At 70.3% G+C, this 15,698-nt stretch carries 15 protein-coding genes; 9 read left to right on the forward strand and 6 right to left on the reverse strand.

Annotated features, from left to right (window positions below; all coding sequences use genetic code 11):
• Positions 1-93 precede the first annotated feature (93 nt).
• The gene (locus tag OG928_RS20115) at positions 94-1,269 is read right to left on the reverse strand and encodes a CaiB/BaiF CoA transferase family protein (protein WP_406285689.1); all 1,176 of its coding nucleotides are present in this window, start codon (positions 1,267-1,269) and stop codon (positions 94-96) included.
• Positions 1,270-1,465: 196 nt separating this feature from the next.
• Here OG928_RS20115 and OG928_RS20120 point away from each other — a divergent pair, with 196 nt between their 5' ends.
• From OG928_RS20120 to OG928_RS20140, 5 genes are all read left to right on the forward strand, one after another.
• On the forward strand, positions 1,466-2,092 hold the full coding sequence (locus OG928_RS20120) for a TetR/AcrR family transcriptional regulator (protein WP_406285691.1): 627 nt from the start codon (positions 1,466-1,468) through the stop codon (positions 2,090-2,092).
• Between the two features lie 18 nt (positions 2,093-2,110).
• Positions 2,111-3,283, forward strand: coding sequence for a cytochrome P450 (locus OG928_RS20125; protein WP_406285693.1), 1,173 nt, complete (start codon positions 2,111-2,113; stop codon positions 3,281-3,283).
• A gap of 175 nt (positions 3,284-3,458) precedes the next feature.
• Positions 3,459-5,162 (forward strand): serine/threonine protein kinase, encoded by a 1,704-nt coding sequence (locus OG928_RS20130; RefSeq protein WP_406285695.1) that lies wholly within the window; start codon positions 3,459-3,461, stop codon positions 5,160-5,162.
• 104 nt (positions 5,163-5,266) lie between these two features.
• Complete coding sequence (locus OG928_RS20135) at positions 5,267-6,166, forward strand: hypothetical protein (protein WP_406285697.1); 900 nt, start codon at positions 5,267-5,269, stop codon at positions 6,164-6,166.
• Positions 6,167-6,610: 444 nt separating this feature from the next.
• Positions 6,611-6,811, forward strand: a complete 201-nt coding sequence (locus tag OG928_RS20140; RefSeq protein WP_406285699.1) for a DUF397 domain-containing protein — start codon at positions 6,611-6,613, stop codon at positions 6,809-6,811.
• A 568-nt stretch (positions 6,812-7,379) separates the two neighbouring features.
• Here the strand turns inward: OG928_RS20140 and OG928_RS20145 are convergent.
• The 5 genes from OG928_RS20145 to OG928_RS20165 all read right to left on the reverse strand — a co-directional run bounded on the left by OG928_RS20145 (position 7,380) and on the right by OG928_RS20165 (position 11,879).
• Positions 7,380-8,342 (reverse strand): helix-turn-helix domain-containing protein, encoded by a 963-nt coding sequence (locus tag OG928_RS20145; RefSeq protein WP_406285701.1) that lies wholly within the window; start codon positions 8,340-8,342, stop codon positions 7,380-7,382.
• A gap of 197 nt (positions 8,343-8,539) precedes the next feature.
• Positions 8,540-9,478, reverse strand: coding sequence for a TauD/TfdA dioxygenase family protein (locus OG928_RS20150; protein WP_406285703.1), 939 nt, complete (start codon positions 9,476-9,478; stop codon positions 8,540-8,542).
• 45 nt (positions 9,479-9,523) lie between these two features.
• Positions 9,524-10,213, reverse strand: a complete 690-nt coding sequence (locus OG928_RS20155; protein ID WP_406285706.1) for a TetR/AcrR family transcriptional regulator — start codon at positions 10,211-10,213, stop codon at positions 9,524-9,526.
• A gap of 65 nt (positions 10,214-10,278) precedes the next feature.
• A complete protein-coding gene (locus tag OG928_RS20160) occupies positions 10,279-10,710 on the reverse strand; it encodes a hypothetical protein (RefSeq protein ID WP_020556484.1) in 432 nt (143 codons plus the stop codon).
• 203 nt (positions 10,711-10,913) lie between these two features.
• Positions 10,914-11,879, reverse strand: a complete 966-nt coding sequence (locus OG928_RS20165; protein WP_406285708.1) for a hypothetical protein — start codon at positions 11,877-11,879, stop codon at positions 10,914-10,916.
• Positions 11,880-12,236: 357 nt separating this feature from the next.
• Between OG928_RS20165 and hemL the strand changes: the two genes are divergently transcribed.
• From hemL to OG928_RS20185, 4 genes are all read left to right on the forward strand, one after another.
• Entirely contained in the window at positions 12,237-13,553 is a 1,317-nt protein-coding gene (gene hemL, locus OG928_RS20170; protein ID WP_406285711.1) for a glutamate-1-semialdehyde 2,1-aminomutase, read from the forward strand.
• 2 nt (positions 13,554-13,555) lie between these two features.
• Positions 13,556-14,236 (forward strand): histidine phosphatase family protein, encoded by a 681-nt coding sequence (locus tag OG928_RS20175; protein WP_406285713.1) that lies wholly within the window; start codon positions 13,556-13,558, stop codon positions 14,234-14,236.
• A 100-nt stretch (positions 14,237-14,336) separates the two neighbouring features.
• Complete coding sequence (locus OG928_RS20180) at positions 14,337-14,936, forward strand: TlpA family protein disulfide reductase (protein WP_406285715.1); 600 nt, start codon at positions 14,337-14,339, stop codon at positions 14,934-14,936.
• Between the two features lie 5 nt (positions 14,937-14,941).
• Entirely contained in the window at positions 14,942-15,697 is a 756-nt protein-coding gene (locus OG928_RS20185; RefSeq protein ID WP_406285717.1) for a cytochrome c biogenesis CcdA family protein, read from the forward strand.
• Position 15,698 lies beyond the last annotated feature (1 nt).

Below are 15,698 nucleotides of genomic sequence, written 5' to 3' on the forward strand. Positions count from 1 at the left end.
TCTGTTGCCGCTACTGCCTGTGCTGCCTGTACTGCCTGTGCTTGCCTGCGCGCATCTACACGTCTACTGCGTCCACCGGGTCGTGACGTTGCGTCAGACGACCGCGCCGGCATCCCGGAGGCGTGTGATCTCGGCCTCGGGGACGCCCCACGCGGTGAGTGCGGTGTCGGTGTCGCCGCCCTGCTCGGCCGGGCCCGGGTGGACGGGCCGGTCGGGCACCGCGGCGGGGGTCCGGGAGAAGCGCGGCGCGGGCGCGGGCTCGGGCAGCCCGTCGGCGTGCAGGAACGTCCCGCGCGCGACGTGGTGCGGGTGCGTGGGGGCCTCGGCGGGGGAGAGCACCGGCGCGAAGCACGTCTCGGTGCCTTCGAGCAGCTCGCACCACGCGTCGCGGGTGCGGCCCGCGAACACCTCGCCGAGCCGGGCCTTCATCGCGGGCCAGTGCGCCGGGTCGTGCTGCTTCGCGAGGTCGGCGAAGACCGGGTCCTCGGTGAGCCCGAGCCGGTGGATCAACTCGGCCCAGAACCGCGGCTCGATCGCGCCGACCGCGACGTACCGGGCGTCCGAGGTCTCGTACACGTCGTAGAACGGCGCGCCGCCGTCGAGCATGTTCGTCCCGCGCGGCCCGAGCATCCCGGCCGCCCCCATCGTGAACCAGGTCGCGCCCAGCGCCGCGGCGCCGTCGATCATCGCGGCGTCCACCACCTGGCCCCGCCCCGAACGGGCGGCCTCCAGCAGCGCCGCGACCAGGCCGAAGGCGAGCAGCAGTCCGCCGCCGCCGAAGTCGCCGACCAGGTTGAGCGGGATGCTCGGCGGTTGGCCGGCCCGGCCGATCGGCTCCAGCATCCCGGCCAGCGCGATGTAGTCGATGTCGTGCCCGGCGGCCGAGGCGAGCGGGCCGGTCTGGCCCCAGCCGGTGAGCCGCCCGTAGACGAGCCGCGGATTGCGCTCGGCGCACACGTCGGGGCCCAGCCCCAGCCGCTCCATGACGCCCGGCCGGAACGGCTCGATCAGCGCGTCGGCGCCCTCCACCAGGCGCAGCGCGAGCGCGACGCCGTCCGGGTGCTTGAGGTCGACCGCGATCGAGTGCTTGCCGCGGTTCATCGGATTGCGCGGCGGCTTGGTGTAGCCCTTGCGGGCGTCGGCGGCGCGGTCGATCCGCAGCACCTCGGCGCCCAGGTCGGCGAGCAGCATCCCGCAGAACGGGCCCGGCCCGAGGCCGACGAACTCCACCACGCGGATTCCCGCGAGCGGTCCTTTTCTGGCGGTCACGGCGTCTCCGGCGTTCGATCGGGCCCCGGTGTCACCCGGAAATTACTGGAACACGTTCTCACTGGATCTGACGAGACGTCAGACTAGACTTCCGTCTCATCCGTAGGCAAGATCACCGCGGAACCAGTCGCAGCACCCGGTTGAAAGCCCGCACCGCACAGTTCCCGAACGCACAACCCAGAGGACAGGCTCAGCCGTGGCCGAACCCCGCACCAGCTCGACGATCACTCTCACCAGGTCGCTCACCCGCGACCAACAGGCGCGCCGCGAGCGACTGGTGCGCGCCGCGTGCGACCTCGCGCTCGTGGGGGGCTACGCCGCCGTGACGATGCACGACGTCGCGGATCGCGCGGGGGTGGCCCGGGCGACCGTGTACCGCTACTTCACCTCGAAGAACCACCTCCTCAGCGAGGTGTCGGCGCTGTGGATCGGCGAGCTCTCGGACGAACTCGCCCGGCAACCGCTGCCCGCCGACCCGGCCGGGCGGCTCGCCGCGCTGTTGTGTCGGATCGTCGAGGTGAGCGCGGAGAACCGGCTGCTGACCGAGGCCGTCGTGCAGGCCGCGACCGCGCCGGACCCGTCCGCCGGCCAGTCGCAGGAGACGTTCCACCAGAGCATCCACCGGATCACCGGGCTCGCGTTCGGCGAGGCCGGCGACGACGAAAGCGGGACCGATCCGGCCCGGCGCCGCGACATCGAGACGGTGCTCGGCCACGTCCTGCTCTCCGGGCTGGTCAGTCTCACCGCCCGCGGCCGCGCGCTCGACGAGGTCCAGGACCTGATGCGCACCGCTGTCCGACTCTTCGTTCCGCTCGACACGTGACCACATCGGAGGCTTGCCATGACGGCTCCCACCACGCGGGACATCCACCTGCTCGACCGCGACTGGTACGCCGGTGACCCCTACGCCGACTACGCCTGGCTGCGCGCGAACGCGCCGGTCTACTACAGCGAACGCGCCGGCGTGTGGGGGCTGACCCGGCACGCCGACCTGTCCTGGGCCGAGCGCAATCCCGAGCTGTTCTCGTCGGCCAAGGGCTCGCGTCCGATCGGATACCCGCAGCCCTCGATGATCGACGCCGACGACCCCACCCACTACCGCCGCCGCAAGCTGGTCTCCAAGGGCTTCACACCCCGGCAGATCGCGGCGATGGAGGACCACGTCCGGGACATCGTCACGACGCTGATCGACCGGATGATCGAGGGCGGCCGCAGCGCCGACCTGGTCCGCCAGTTCTCCGCGCCGCTGCCGATGACGCTGATCGGCGAGATGCTCGGGGTCGGCGCCGAGCACCGCGACCAGCTCCAGCACTGGGCCGACGTCATGGTGATGCTGTCCGACGGCGGCGAGATGAGCCACAAGGCGGGCGAGGCGTTCGCCGAATACGTCGCCTACACCACGCAGGTGATCGAGGACCGGCGCAAGACCCCCTCCGACGACCTGATCGGGATTCTGGTCGACGCCGAGATCGACGGCGGGAAGCTGTCCTTCGACGAGCTGATCGGTGAATCCCTGCTGCTGCTCGTGGGCGGCAACGAGACCACCCGTAACGTGATATCCGGCGGCATCGCCGCGCTGCTGGCCAACCCCGACCAACTCGCCGCGCTGCGCGCGGACCCGACGCTGATCCCGTCGGCCGTCGAGGAATCGCTGCGCTGGGTGTCCCCGGTGGTCAACATGGCCCGACACACGACACGTGACGTGGAACTGCACGGGACGGTGATCCCGGCCGATTCGACCGTGATGATGCTCTACGGGGCCGCCAACCGGGACACCGAGGTGTTCGCCGACCCCGAGCGCTTCGACGCGTTCCGCACGCCCAACCAGCACATCGCGTTCGGCACCGGACCGCACTTTTGCCTGGGCTCCTCGCTCGCGCGCCTGGAGATCCGGGTCGCCTTCGAGGAACTGCTGCGCCGACTGCCCGACCTGCGCCTGGCCCCGGACGCCGAGCTGGTGCACGGGCCCTCGTCGTTCATCCGGGGCCTGGTCGCCATGCCGGTCGAGTTCTGAGCCCGGGTCGCGGCCCGGTTCCGTTTCGGCCCGGCCCGGTTCCGGTTCGGCCCCGGCCCGGGCCGGCATCGAGGGAAGGACCTCGGATCCGGCCCGGACGGGCTGCCGGGGCGGCCGCAAATGCGGACACCCGCGTATTGTCTGGCCAACTGCCGGAGGACGAGGGGGACGCGTTGTGAAACCGCTCGAAGCCGGGGATCCGCGGCAGATCGGCGGCTACCGCGTGCTGCGCGTCCTCGGTGCCGGCGGCATGGGTCGGGTCTACCTGGGCCGCAACCGCGGCGGACGAGTCGTCGCGATCAAGGTCGTGCGCTCCGAGTGGGCCGACGACCCGGGATTTCGCGAGCGCTTCCGCCGCGAGGTGGACGCCGCCCGCCGGGTCGGCGGCGCCTGGACCGCGCCGGTCCTGGACGCCGACACCGAGGCCGCGACGCCGTGGGTGGTCACCGGCTACGTCGCGGGCCCCAGCGTGTACGAGGCGGTCGCCGGGCGCGGCCCGCTGCCCGAGGCGACCGTGCGCACGCTCGGTGCCGGGCTCGCCGAGGCGCTGACCGCGGTGCACGCGGCCGGGCTCGTGCACCGTGACATCAAGCCCTCCAACGTGCTGCTGTCCCTGGACGGGCCGCGCGTGATCGACTTCGGCATCTCGCGCGCGATGGACGCGTCGGTGCTCACCCGCACCGGGCACGCCGTCGGATCGCCCGGCTTCATGTCGCCCGAGCAGGTCGACGGGCGCGACGTCGGACCGCCGACCGACGTGTTCTCGCTCGGCTCGGTGCTGGTGTTCGCCGCGACCGGCACCGGCCCGTTCGGCGAGGGCAGCGGCCAGGCCCTGATGTACCGGATCGTCGCGCAGGAGCCCCGGCTGGAGGACCTTCCCGCCTCGCTCCGCGAGATCGTGGCCGCGTGCATGACCAAGCACGCGGCCTCCCGGCCGACGCCCGCCGAGGTGCTCGCGGCGCTCGCACCGGCGGGGACGACCGACCTCGTGGCGGGCAACTGGCTGCCGGCCGACCTGACCACGGCGCTGTCCCGGCGTGCGGTCGAGCTGCTCGAACTGGACGACGACGGGGTCGCGGACGCCTCGGCCGGGTTCGTGTCGGCCGGTACCGGGCCACCCACGTGGGACGACCGGACCACGTCGTCCGGATACACCCCGGCCGAGCCGACCGAACCCTCGTACGCCCCGCCCGGCCCCGCGTCCGCGCCCGGCCTCGCAACCCCGCCCGGTCCCACGACCCCATCGGCCGAGACCTACGTACCGCCGCCGAGCGACACGCGGGCCAGGCCCTGGTGGCGGCGCCCGTGGGTCTTCCCGCTCGCGGCCGTCCTGATCGCCGGCGCCGTCGCGGCGGCGCTGCTGCTCCCGTCCGACGGCGACAAGGACGAGGCAGGCTCGCTTGGCCAGGCCGGCTCCTCCGGTCGGCCGAGCACGTCCGCCTCCGCGTCGGCACCGACCGACTCGTCCCGTCCGTCGACCGGCGCCACCGGCACCGGCAAGCCGCCGACCGGCGCGGGCACCCTGCCGCCGGCCTACTTCGGCACCTGGAAGGGGACCACGACCTCGCAGTTCGGCGGCAGGTCCGAGGTCACCGTCCGGCTGACCGGCGGAAAGGTCGGCGACACGGTCGGCGTCAGCACGCTGACCGCGACCGGGCTGTTCGGCGAGAAGGCCGACTGCGAGGCCGACCTGGAGCTGCTCACCGTGTCGGCGGACTCCGGGATCAAGCTGACCAGCCACCTGACCCGCAACTCCGGCTGCGCGGACGGCGACGTCGAACTCAAGCAGCAGTCGGCCACGACGCTGTCCTACGTGTCGCCCGGAAACGGCGTGAGCACCAGCACGTCACAGGGCACGCTCACCCGCGAGGCCGGTTGAGCGCCGGCCCGGCCGGGAACCATCGTGCTCGGCCCATGCGTCAAACTGATCACCTGTCGAATGTGCACCGGCCAGTCGGCCGACAAGGGCCGATCGAGTGGGGAATGGCGAGTTCGGACATGCGGCACAGCCCGGAGAACGCGGACGGCGAGCCCGACCCGCAACTGCTCGACGAGCGTTTTCGCGAACTCGTCGTGCAACTCGTACCGCAGGTCCGCAGGCCCCCGGTCGAGACTGTCCACCGCGCGGTCCGGCGTCGACGCGTGCGCAACCGGATCGTCGCCTCGGCGGCCTCGCTGGTGGTGATCGCGGGCGGTGCGACCCTCGTGCACGGCGCGGTGTCCGAGGACTCCGGGCCCGGGCGCCGAGAGGCCGCGGCCACTCCCGTGCTCTCCTCGTCGGCCACCGCGTCCGATCCCGCGCCGCAAACCCCGCCCGCGAGCACCTTGCCACCGTTCCCGGACGCGATGTATCCCGCCGCCTCGGAGTTCCCGGTCGTCACCGGCGCCTACGAGAACTGGCACGTCGCGGACACCCGCGCCGCGTTCGGGGACACCCTCGGGCCGTGCACGACGCAGACCATCTCGGGTCTGGACGCGGTCGCGGCGCAGGAGCGGCTGTACCTGCACGACGGGCAGGGTGGCGGACTGGTGGTCCTGGTCCGGTATCCCGACGAGCGCACGGCCGAGCTCGCGAGCGCGGACTTCACGAAGGGGTTCGCCGGCCCGTGCTCGACGAACCCGCCGAATCCGGACGCGAGCGGCCGAACCAACATCACCGATCTGGCCGTGAACGGTGCCGCGTGGCGCACCCAGGGCGTGGTCAACGGACAGACGCAGTACGTGGACTACGGGATCGCCCGCGACGGCGCGGTGGTCGGCGTGGTGACCCGAACGGTCATCGGCCCCGAGAAGACCCCCGCGGCGAGCACGATCCGGCCGCTGCTGGACGCCCTGGAGTTCCGGCTGGCCGGCGGCGTGCTCCCCACCCGGTCGGTCGGCTGAATCGCCCGAAGATCGAAATCGCCTTTTCTTGTGGCTCCGGACACGTTTCCGGCTCCTTTTCCCTAGACTGGCCATTTCGTAGAGTTTCCCGGGGGCGGATGTGTTCGATCGTCGAATCGCCGATCGGAACCCGGTGACGCAAAGCGCCACCGGTCGATCTGCCAGGTGGCTTTCCGCCGTCATCCGAATTGCCGAGCGGATATGTGCATTTGTTCGAGATGCGCTCCGGCCGATGGCGACGAGGCCGCGTAGCAGACGAGTGAATGCCTTGCGCGTCGATCGAGGCGTGCGCGTCGACACTGGTGCGGCGCGATACACTTTCCCCGCTTCCCGTATCGGCGAACCCGGGGTCGGTGGAGTTCCCTTGCGTGCTCGCTTGTCGATCCGACGGAGGTCACCGCAAGTTTGTATGTTTATTCGTGTTCATCTCTTGGAGGACAAGCCATGGCGGAGTTCAGGCCGCTCGGAATCGCTTGGCGCAAGTCCAGCGCCAGCGCCGCCAGCAACTGCGTCGAGGCCGCTGCCGTCGACGGCGTGCTGGTCAGGGATTCCAAGGCGACGCAGGGGCCGATCCTTGCGTTCGGGCCTGCGCCGTGGGGGATGTTCCTGGATCGCACGCGACCCGCTTCCGACCCGCGGCGCTGAGTCGGCATATTCGAAGCGGCCTGCCGGATTGATTCGACAGGCCGCTCGTTGGGGCCTCGGCCCCGTGGGTTCCCGTTACGCGATGAGAGTGAGCAGTCCGGCGGCTCGAAGCGTGTAATACAGAGCTCCGGCGGTTACCGCGGCCACGGCAACCAACAAGAAGATCACCCGGAGCATGCGCTCGAAGTCATCCTGCACGCGTTCACCCCCTTTCTCGGTGTTCGGTCGTCCGCCGATAAATGGTGGGGCGACAGGGACGACGCTGGCGCCCTGTAATAGATTGTGCATGGAACAAGGGGGATGCGCCATATCCGGCGTATCGACCACGCGGGCCCGGGGTCGGAGAAAATAAAAAGTTGCCCCGAATGTCACCAAATGTGACCCTCGGGGCAACTCTTGTCCGACTTCGCGGTGGCCGCCGCGTCGCCGTGCTGCTCATCGACATCGAGCAACGGATACCCACTTGCCATTATGCGTTGCCTTGCGCAATCAGCCAAGTGTCTCTTTGTAAGTTCTCAGGTGGCGGCGTGGCCGCGAGCGGGCACGCAGAACGCTTTGCGCTATCGGATTACTGGCCGGTAGGTGGTTCCGTCGCCGGCGGGGCCGTGTTTCGCCGGTCGCGGAGCCCCGCGAGCGCGTCCTCGAGCAGGCCCGGCGTCGCGTCGATGGGCGCGAGCTGCTCCAGCTGCCAGAACGTCTCCAGGTACGAGACCGGCGAGATGAGCTCGGACTCGTCGTCGTTGCTCTCGCGAATGACGACGTCGTCGGTCACGGTCTCGATGAACAGGACCGTCTCCTGCTCGACCTCGGGGAACTCCAGGAGCACGTAGGCGATCCGGGAACGGGTGTACAACCCCACGTCGAACGGCACGATCCGCAACGTGAGGTTGGGCCACTCCATCACCTCCTGGAGCCGGCGGATCTGCTCCCGCATCAGGCCCTGCGAGTCGGCGGATCGACCGCGCACGTCCACCGGGCCGTACACCTGTCTGCGGATCACGGCCTCGTCGATGATGAAGTGCATCGTCTGACCGTCGGGCCGCATGATGCGTTCCTGACGTTCGAGGCGAAGACTCACCAGGCCCTCGACGTCGAAGGGCGCGGTCGCCCGCTCCCCGACGATCTGCAGGCTGGCCCGCGCGTACTCCTCGGTCTGCAGCAGACCGGGCACCAGTAACGGCTCGAAGGTGCGCATCACGTCCGCCGCGGCCTCGTAGCCGAGGAGCACCCGGAACTCGGGCGTGATGAGGTTCCGATAGGGGAACCACCAACTTCGCTGCTTGGCGGCCCGGGCCATCTGGACGAACTCGTCGACGTGGCCCCGGTCCGTGACGTGGTAGTACGCCAGGAGGGCGCGCAGGTCGGTGGTGGAGATCTTGACCTGCCCGGACTCGATCCGGATGAGCTTGGACAGCGACCAGTCCATCTCGGAGGCGACTTCGCGCTGGGTGTGTCCCGCCTCCTCTCGCGTCCTGCGCAAAATGGCTCGGAGCTTGCGGCCTTGGAACATCGGATCTCTGCTGGTCGGCATGGCCGGTCCCCCAACGGCTTGGACAGCGATCTCGCATGTAGCGAGGGCGCAGAGCGAGTGGTGCACAAAAGCCACCCGGAGAACAGGATCGCGTCGGAAAGGTGGTGCCGACAAGACCTGTCGCTCATGTCCGGCTCGCAGATCCGACGCTCCGTCAGGTAACCGGAGCGTCGGACCCGTGGATGGGGGCGCGGTGGTCAGTTCTCCAGCGCGTAGGCCTGCGCGCCGTCGGGGCCGACCGAGTTCACGCCCTGCAGGGTGATCCGCTGCATCGAACGACGCATGCCCGCAGGCACGTCGGTGGGCACCAGGTGCACGGTCGCGCGGTTGTCCCAGAACGCGATGCTGCCCGGCTGCCAGCGAAAGCGCACGCCGAACTCCGCGTCGGCGATGTGCTTGTAGAGCAACTCCAGGATGTGCGCGCCCTCTTGGCGGGTCAGCTCCAGGATGTGGCTGGTGAAGTTCGGGTTGACGAACAGCACCTTCTCACCGGTCTCCGGGTGCACGCGCACGACCGGGTGCACCGCGCGCAGACCCTCGCCCAGGAACTGCTTCGCGAGCTTGCCCGGCAGTTCGCCGCGCTTGACCGGGAGCGCGTTGTGGTGCACCGCGTGCAGTCCGTCGATCAGGCCCTTGAGCGGGTCGGACAGCCGCTCGTAGGCGAGCGCCAGGTTGGCCCACTGGGTGTCGCCGCCGTAGGGCGGGACGATCACGCCGCGCAGGATCGAGGCGGTCGGCGGGTTCGGGATGAACGTGACGTCGGTGTGCCAACGGCTCTCCACGAAGCTGCCGCCCCCGCCTGTGCCCAGCTGCTCGTTGTCGAGCAGCAGGATCTCCGGGTGTTCGGGGAACGCGGACGGCAACGTCGGGTGTCCCGGGGCGAGTTCGCCGAATTGCCGGCCGAACGCGATGTGCTGCTCCTGGGTCAGGTGCTGGTCGCGGAAGAAGACGACCTTCCACTTGAGCCAGATCGCCCGGAGCTCGGCGACGACCGCGTCGTCCTGCGGCCGGGTGAGGTCGACGCCGAATATCTCGGCGCCGATGTACCCGGCCATCGGCCGGACTTCGATCCCGAGTGCGGCGGCCGCCGCGGGGGTGGGGTCCTCGTAGGTGGGCTGCTCGATGATGGCGGTCATTGCCGAACCTCCTGAAAGCGGAGCGAGGTCGCGCAAGTGCGGGACCTATTGGGGCCGTTCGATCAGTGCCGAGGTCTCGATGGAGACCGGGGCCAGGAAGAGCGCGACGGCGGTGTCGACCAGGTGCGCGAGAAAGACCCGACGGTCGGTCGGGCGGCGCGAGACGGGGTGGTGGATCGCCATCTCGCGGTCGGCGAGGGCGTGTGTGAGGTACGACGACAGCAACACCCAGCGCTCGTCCCGGATCCGGGCGGGCAACTCGGCGAGCAGGTCGAGCAGTCGCTCGCGCACCGTGTACACCCCGCGCGTCCACTCCTCGCGGGCCAGGTCACGCGCCGCGGTGCCCTCGACGAAGGCCGCGTGTACGCAAAAGCGCAGGTACCAACTCGGCTTGCCGGGCTCGCCGAGCATGTCGGCGAGCGGGTACAGGAACGCCTCGACGAGACCGCGGGGGTCGTTCTCCCGCCCGGCGTCGTCCAGTTCGTCCAACATCGCCAGGCGCCGCGCGTTCACGGGCTCCATGCGATGCCGGAAGACCGCGTCCACGAGGGTCTCCTTGGACCCGAAGTGGTAGCGCGCGGCGGCGGTGTTGCGCTGGCCCGCCTGGGCGCCGATCTCGCGCAGCGAGACCCCGTTGATCCCGCGCTCGGCGAACAGCCGTTCCGCGGCCTCGATCATCAGAAGGCGTGCGCCGGCGCCGCGGTCCGGCGCCGGAACGCCGTGCGTCCCTGTCATGGACCGCACGTTAAACCGCGTGGGTTAATAACTCAAGTGGGTTAGGCGTTCGGCGATCGTCCGCCTCACGAGTGCATCAGGCAGTAGAGCTGATGCCCGGCGTGGTGCAGTTCGCGCGCGAACTTCGTCCAGTCGTGCAACATCCGGTACAGCAGGTACGCGTCGCGCGGGACCCGACGGTCCGGGAACGTCGACCAGATGAAGGCCGCGGCCCCCAACTCCTCCTCGGTCGCGTTGCGCAGCACGTCCATCAGCATCGGCGGCAACTGCATCACCGCGTGCGCGGGGTGCAGCACCACCAACTCCAGCGGCGGCGTCGCGTCCTGCGGGGTGTCCCCGAGCAGTGACAGCACCATCGCGCTGACCGTCTCCGGCTTCACGAAGGACACGTAGGAATTGCTGGGTCGTTCGACCGTGTCGGTCGGATCGATCAGCGGCGGCACCCGGGCGGCGGTCGCGCGATCGGGTGCGCCGAAGTATTCGTATGTCACGCCCACGTGTGCACCTCCCGACGAAGGTCGGCTCCGTGACACGTGCGCACACCCGTGGCGCCCGACGCCATCGCTCCCTGCTCGCTTGTCTTTGTCCGGTCGGTTGTCGACGGGACTCGTTGAAGATCGTCGCAGGTCGCCCGGGCATCCCGTACCGCGGTTGGGTAACAGGTGTGCACCACTCGGAACCGGTCCTGCCCTGGCATGCGTCAGGACTCCCGGCCAGGTGGTCCGTCCGCGAACACCAGACCGAGCGACATGTCGTTCAACGCCTTGAGGAGTACACCCGTTCGCACTCGACCCGAGGGACGCGCGGTGATCTTGACCACGTTCTCGCCGACCACCTCGGCGCGCACGTCGGCGAGCACCGTGTTCCACGGCACACCCGACGCGGTCGTGCCGCCGCCGCCGAGCAGCGCGCGCAGCCGATCGGCCTCGGCCTTGGCGGCCGGAGCCGACGCCGTCGCGACGCACAGCACCTCCGTGCCCGGCGCACCGGCCTTGCCCCGCACACCGACCGCGAGCCGCGGCCCGTTCGCCTTCTCGCCGCCGCCGACCCGGTCGGTGAGCACCGCCGTCAGCGGGTTGTCGAGGCAACTCGTCAACGCCCGCAGGCTCGCGTCGTCGCCCAGGTGGGCGCCGCCGCGCGTGAGGTTGGCGGCCCGCGCGGTCGAGCCGTAGCCGACCTGCTTGTCCGAGACCCGGACCGCGTTGAAGTGATTGGTCGCGAGCGGCAGTTTCTGCGCCAGCGGGTCGTCCAGGCTCAGTTCGTTGTCGGGTCGCAGGCGGTACACGCTCGGGTCGCCCGGATCGGGCTTGCCACCCAGCTCCTTGAGCTTGCCGACCACGGCGTCCTTGCCGAATCCGCCGACCAGCACACCGCCTTGGTCCGGTGGCCGGCCGGCCACCCACGCCTCGCGCGACTTCGTCGGATCGAACCCGAGGGCCGGCGGCAACTGCTCCCGCATGGACGCGAGATCGGGGTATCCGATCCCCAGCAGCGAGCCGTAGGGCCCCGCGGCATCGAGACCGCCGTTGGCCTTGACGATCGCGGCCGTGTCGGCGTACTCGAACCAGGCCCGGGTCGAGGTGTCGTCGCGAACGGCGTCGAGCGCGCCCTCGATTCCCGACTTCCCGTCGCCGGAATCCCCGCCGCACGCGGCCGTCGTGGCCATCAACAGCGTCGCGAGCACCGGTACGAGACCGCCGGCTATCCGGTGGTGTCGCCCGGACCGCCCACTTCGACGTGTTCTCGCCGCCACGCGCGCACCCCGATCGTCGTGCTGCACCCCGCCGGACATGCCTCACCCGTGGGTACGGGTCCGGGTGACCCGATCATACTGCTCCCCCCGCCCGGTTTCGGTTGGCGGATCCCCGGGAACGAACGCGGATCGGTTCGGGGCATGTCGGGTGTCCATGCGGTTGGTCCGCGCACCCCGCTTCCTCCCCGCGAGCGGCGGGGACCGCACCTCGCTCCCTCGGCGCGTCGAGCCCCGGACGGGGCGGCTCGGTTTGTTTGAGAGCATGACGGGGTGAGCTCTGCCAACGAGAACCCCGCACCCGTTTCCGCCGCCCTGTTCGCGCGTGCGCGGGCCGTCACCCCCGGCGGGGTCAACTCGCCGGTGCGTGCCTTCCGCGCGGTCGGCGGCACACCCCGCTTCATGGTCTCGGGCCGCGGCCCGTACCTGACCGACGCGGACGGCCGCGAATACGTGGACCTGGTGTGCTCGTGGGGACCGATGATCCTCGGCCACGCGCACCCCGCCGTGCAGGAGGCCGTCCAGCAGGCCGTCGCGCGCGGCACGTCGTTCGGTACGCCGGGCGCGGGCGAGGTCGAACTCGCCGAGGAGATCGTGTCCCGGATCGCGCCCGTCGAGCAGGTCCGCCTGGTCAGCTCGGGCACCGAGGCCACGATGTCGGCGATCCGACTCGCGCGCGGCTTCACCGGCCGGGCCAAGATCGTGAAGTTCGCCGGCTGCTACCACGGCCACGTCGACGCGCTCCTGGCCGCGGCCGGCTCCGGACTCGCGACCTTCGCGCTGCCCGACACGCCCGGGGTGACCGGGGCCTCGGCGGCCGACACGATCGTGCTGCCGTACAACGACCTCGCCGCCGTCGAGTCGGCGTTCGCCGTGCACGGCGACGAGATCGCGTGTGTGATCACCGAGGCCGCGCCGGGCAACATGGGCGTGGTCACGCCCCGCCCGGGCTTCAACGCGGGCCTGAAGGAGCTGTGCGAGCGACACGGCGCGCTGTTCGTGTCCGACGAGGTGATGACCGGCTTCCGGGTGTCCAAGGCGGGCTGGTTCGGCATCGAGGGCGTGGTGCCCGACCTGCTGACCTTCGGCAAGGTGATGGGCGGCGGCTTCCCGGCCGCCGCGTTCGGCGGGCGCTCCGACGTGATGGCCCACCTCGCGCCGCTCGGTCCCGTCTACCAGGCCGGCACGCTCTCCGGGAACCCGGTCGCCACCGCCGCCGGCGTCACCACGCTGCGACACTGCACCGACGCGGTGTACCGGCACCTCGACCGGGTCTCGCTCGCGCTGCGCACGGAGGTGTCCGCGGCGCTCGGCAAGGAGGGCGTCGCGCACACGGTGTCCACCGCCGGGAACATGTTCTCGATCTTCTTCACCGATCAGCCGGTGCACGACTACGACCAGGCGCGGACGCAGGACGCGTTCCGCTTCTCGGCGTTCTTCCACGCGATGCTGGACGCCGGCGTGTACCTGCCCCCGAGCGCGTACGAGGCGTGGTTCCTGTCGGCCGCCCACGACGACGCGGCCGTGAACCGTATCCTCGACGCGCTGCCGGCCGCAGCCCGCGCCGCAGCGAGTGCCCAGGAGAACTGACGATGGCTCAGAAGCCGCAGAACAACAGCGACGTGACGATCGTCCACCTCATGCGCCACGGCGAGGTGCACAACCCGCACGGAATCCTGTACGGCCGCCTGCCCGACTACCACCTGTCGGACCTCGGCCTGAAGATGGCCGAGCGGGTCGCCGACCACCTCGCGGAGCGCGACATCACCCACGTGGTGTCGTCCCCGCTGGAGCGCGCCCAGGAGACCGCCGCGCCGATCGGCCTCCGGCACGGCCTGGAGATCGCGACCGACGAGAGGCTGATCGAGGCGGAGAACATCTTCCAGGGCAAGACCTTCGGGGTCGGCGACGGTTCGCTGAAGAACCCGAACCACTGGAAGCACCTCACCAACCCGTTCAAGCCGTCGTGGGGCGAGCCCTACATCGAGCAGGTCGTGCGGATGATGGGCGCGCTCGGCGCGGCCCGCGACGCCGCGCGCGGGCACGAGGCGGTGTGCGTGAGCCACCAGTTGCCGATCTGGGTGACCCGCTCGTTCGTCGAGCGTCGCCGGCTCTGGCACGACCCGCGCAACCGGCAGTGCTCCCTCGCGTCGCTCACGACCTTCACGTACGAGGGTGACCGGATCGTCTCGGTGGGCTACAGCGAGCCCGCTCGCGACCTGCTGCCGGCCAAGCTCGCGGGCAAGTCCAAGAACAAGAGCTTCGGGGCATAGCGGCCTATTTATTTAGGACGAATCGGGATGATCTGACGAAGTGTCCATGGCACGACGGACCCCGCGCGGAGCGGCCGTGGGGGCATGCGAAACTTTTCACATGCTCACACGCCGCCTGCCTCGTCGTGCCGCGCTGCTCACCGCCGCGGCCCTGCTCGCCCTCACCGGATGCAGTGGAATGAGCGCCGGCGGCAAGAGCGGCGGCGACGGCAAGGGCTATGTCGACAGCGACAAGAGCGGCATAGTCCGGGCGAAACCGGCGGACCGGAAAACGGCCCCGAAGGTGACCGGTCAGACGCTCGAGGGCAAGGACATCAACCTCGCCGACTTCAAGGGCAAGGTCGTGGTCCTGAACGTGTGGGGGTCGTGGTGTCCGCCGTGCCGCGCCGAGGCCGCCGACTTCCAGCGGGCGCACGTCGAGACCGAGGCCAAGGGTGTGCAGTTCCTCGGCATCAACACGCGTGACTCCACGCAGGCCAACGCGCTCGCGTTCACCGCGAGCAAGGGCGTCACGTACCCGAGCCTGTGGGACCCGGACGCGCGCGAGATCATCAAGTTCACCGGCAACCTGAACCCGAACGCGATCCCCAGCACGCTGATCATCGACCGCGAGGGCCGGATCGCGGCCCGTGTGCTGCGCGCGGTCACGATCGAGGAACTGCGCTCGATGATCGACCCCGTCCTGAACGAGACGGCCTGATTCCGGTGCTGGTCGCAGCCGAAGGGATCAACGGCACGGTCTACACGGGGTCGCTCCTCGCGGCCCTGCCGATCGCGCTCCTCGCCGGCCTGATCTCATTCTTCTCCCCATGCGTGCTGCCGTTGGTGCCCGGCTACCTGAGCTACGTCACCGGCGTCTCCGGCGCCGACCTCAAGGACGCCCGGCGCGGGCGGCTGTTCCTGGGCACGCTGCTGTTCGTGCTCGGCTTCACACTCGTCTTCGTCTCCACCGGCGCGGCGTTCGGTGCCTTCGGCCGGAGCATGGTGGCGCACCAGGGGACGATCACCAGGATCTTCGGCGCCGTCACGATCGTGCTCGGACTGTCCTTCATGGGGGTGATCCCGGGCCTGCAGCGCGAGTTCCGGCTGCACAAGCGTCCGACGATAGGGCTGGTCGGCGCGCCGCTCCTGGGCATGGTGTTCGGCCTCGGCTGGACGCCGTGCATCGGGCCGACGCTCTCGGCCGTGCTGAGTCTGTCCGCGAACGAGGCCAGTGCGAACCGGGGCGCGCTGCTCACCGCGGTCTACTGCCTCGGCCTCGGCGTGCCGTTCCTGCTCACCGCGCTCGCGTTCCGCAAGGCACTCGGCGCGTTCGCGTGGGTCAAGAAGCACTACGTCTGGGTCATGCGCCTGGGCGGCGGGATGCTCGTGGCCCTCGGCACCCTGATGCTGACGGGTGTGTGGGACCAGATGATGCGCGAGATGCAGACCTGGGCAACGCAATACACGATCGGAATCTGAT

This window comes from Embleya sp. NBC_00896 (assembly GCF_045207785.1).
Classification (GTDB): domain Bacteria; phylum Actinomycetota; class Actinomycetes; order Streptomycetales; family Streptomycetaceae; genus Embleya.

Bases quoted from the DNA above. Each gene is read 5' to 3' on its own strand.
- OG928_RS20125 (WP_406285693.1), top strand. From the start codon at position 2,111: ATGACGGCTCCCACCACGCGGGACATCCACCTGCTCGACCGCGACTGG.
- OG928_RS20135 (WP_406285697.1), top strand. From the start codon at position 5,267: ATGGCGAGTTCGGACATGCGGCACAGCCCGGAGAACGCGGACGGCGAG.
- OG928_RS20140 (WP_406285699.1), top strand. From the start codon at position 6,611: ATGGCGGAGTTCAGGCCGCTCGGAATCGCTTGGCGCAAGTCCAGCGCC.
- OG928_RS20145 (WP_406285701.1), bottom strand. From the start codon at position 8,342: ATGCCGACCAGCAGAGATCCGATGTTCCAAGGCCGCAAGCTCCGAGCC.
- OG928_RS20150 (WP_406285703.1), bottom strand. From the start codon at position 9,478: ATGACCGCCATCATCGAGCAGCCCACCTACGAGGACCCCACCCCCGCG.
- OG928_RS20155 (WP_406285706.1), bottom strand. From the start codon at position 10,213: ATGACAGGGACGCACGGCGTTCCGGCGCCGGACCGCGGCGCCGGCGCA.
- OG928_RS20165 (WP_406285708.1), bottom strand. From the start codon at position 11,879: ATGGCCACGACGGCCGCGTGCGGCGGGGATTCCGGCGACGGGAAGTCG.
- OG928_RS20175 (WP_406285713.1), top strand. From the start codon at position 13,556: ATGGCTCAGAAGCCGCAGAACAACAGCGACGTGACGATCGTCCACCTC.
- OG928_RS20180 (WP_406285715.1), top strand. From the start codon at position 14,337: ATGCTCACACGCCGCCTGCCTCGTCGTGCCGCGCTGCTCACCGCCGCG.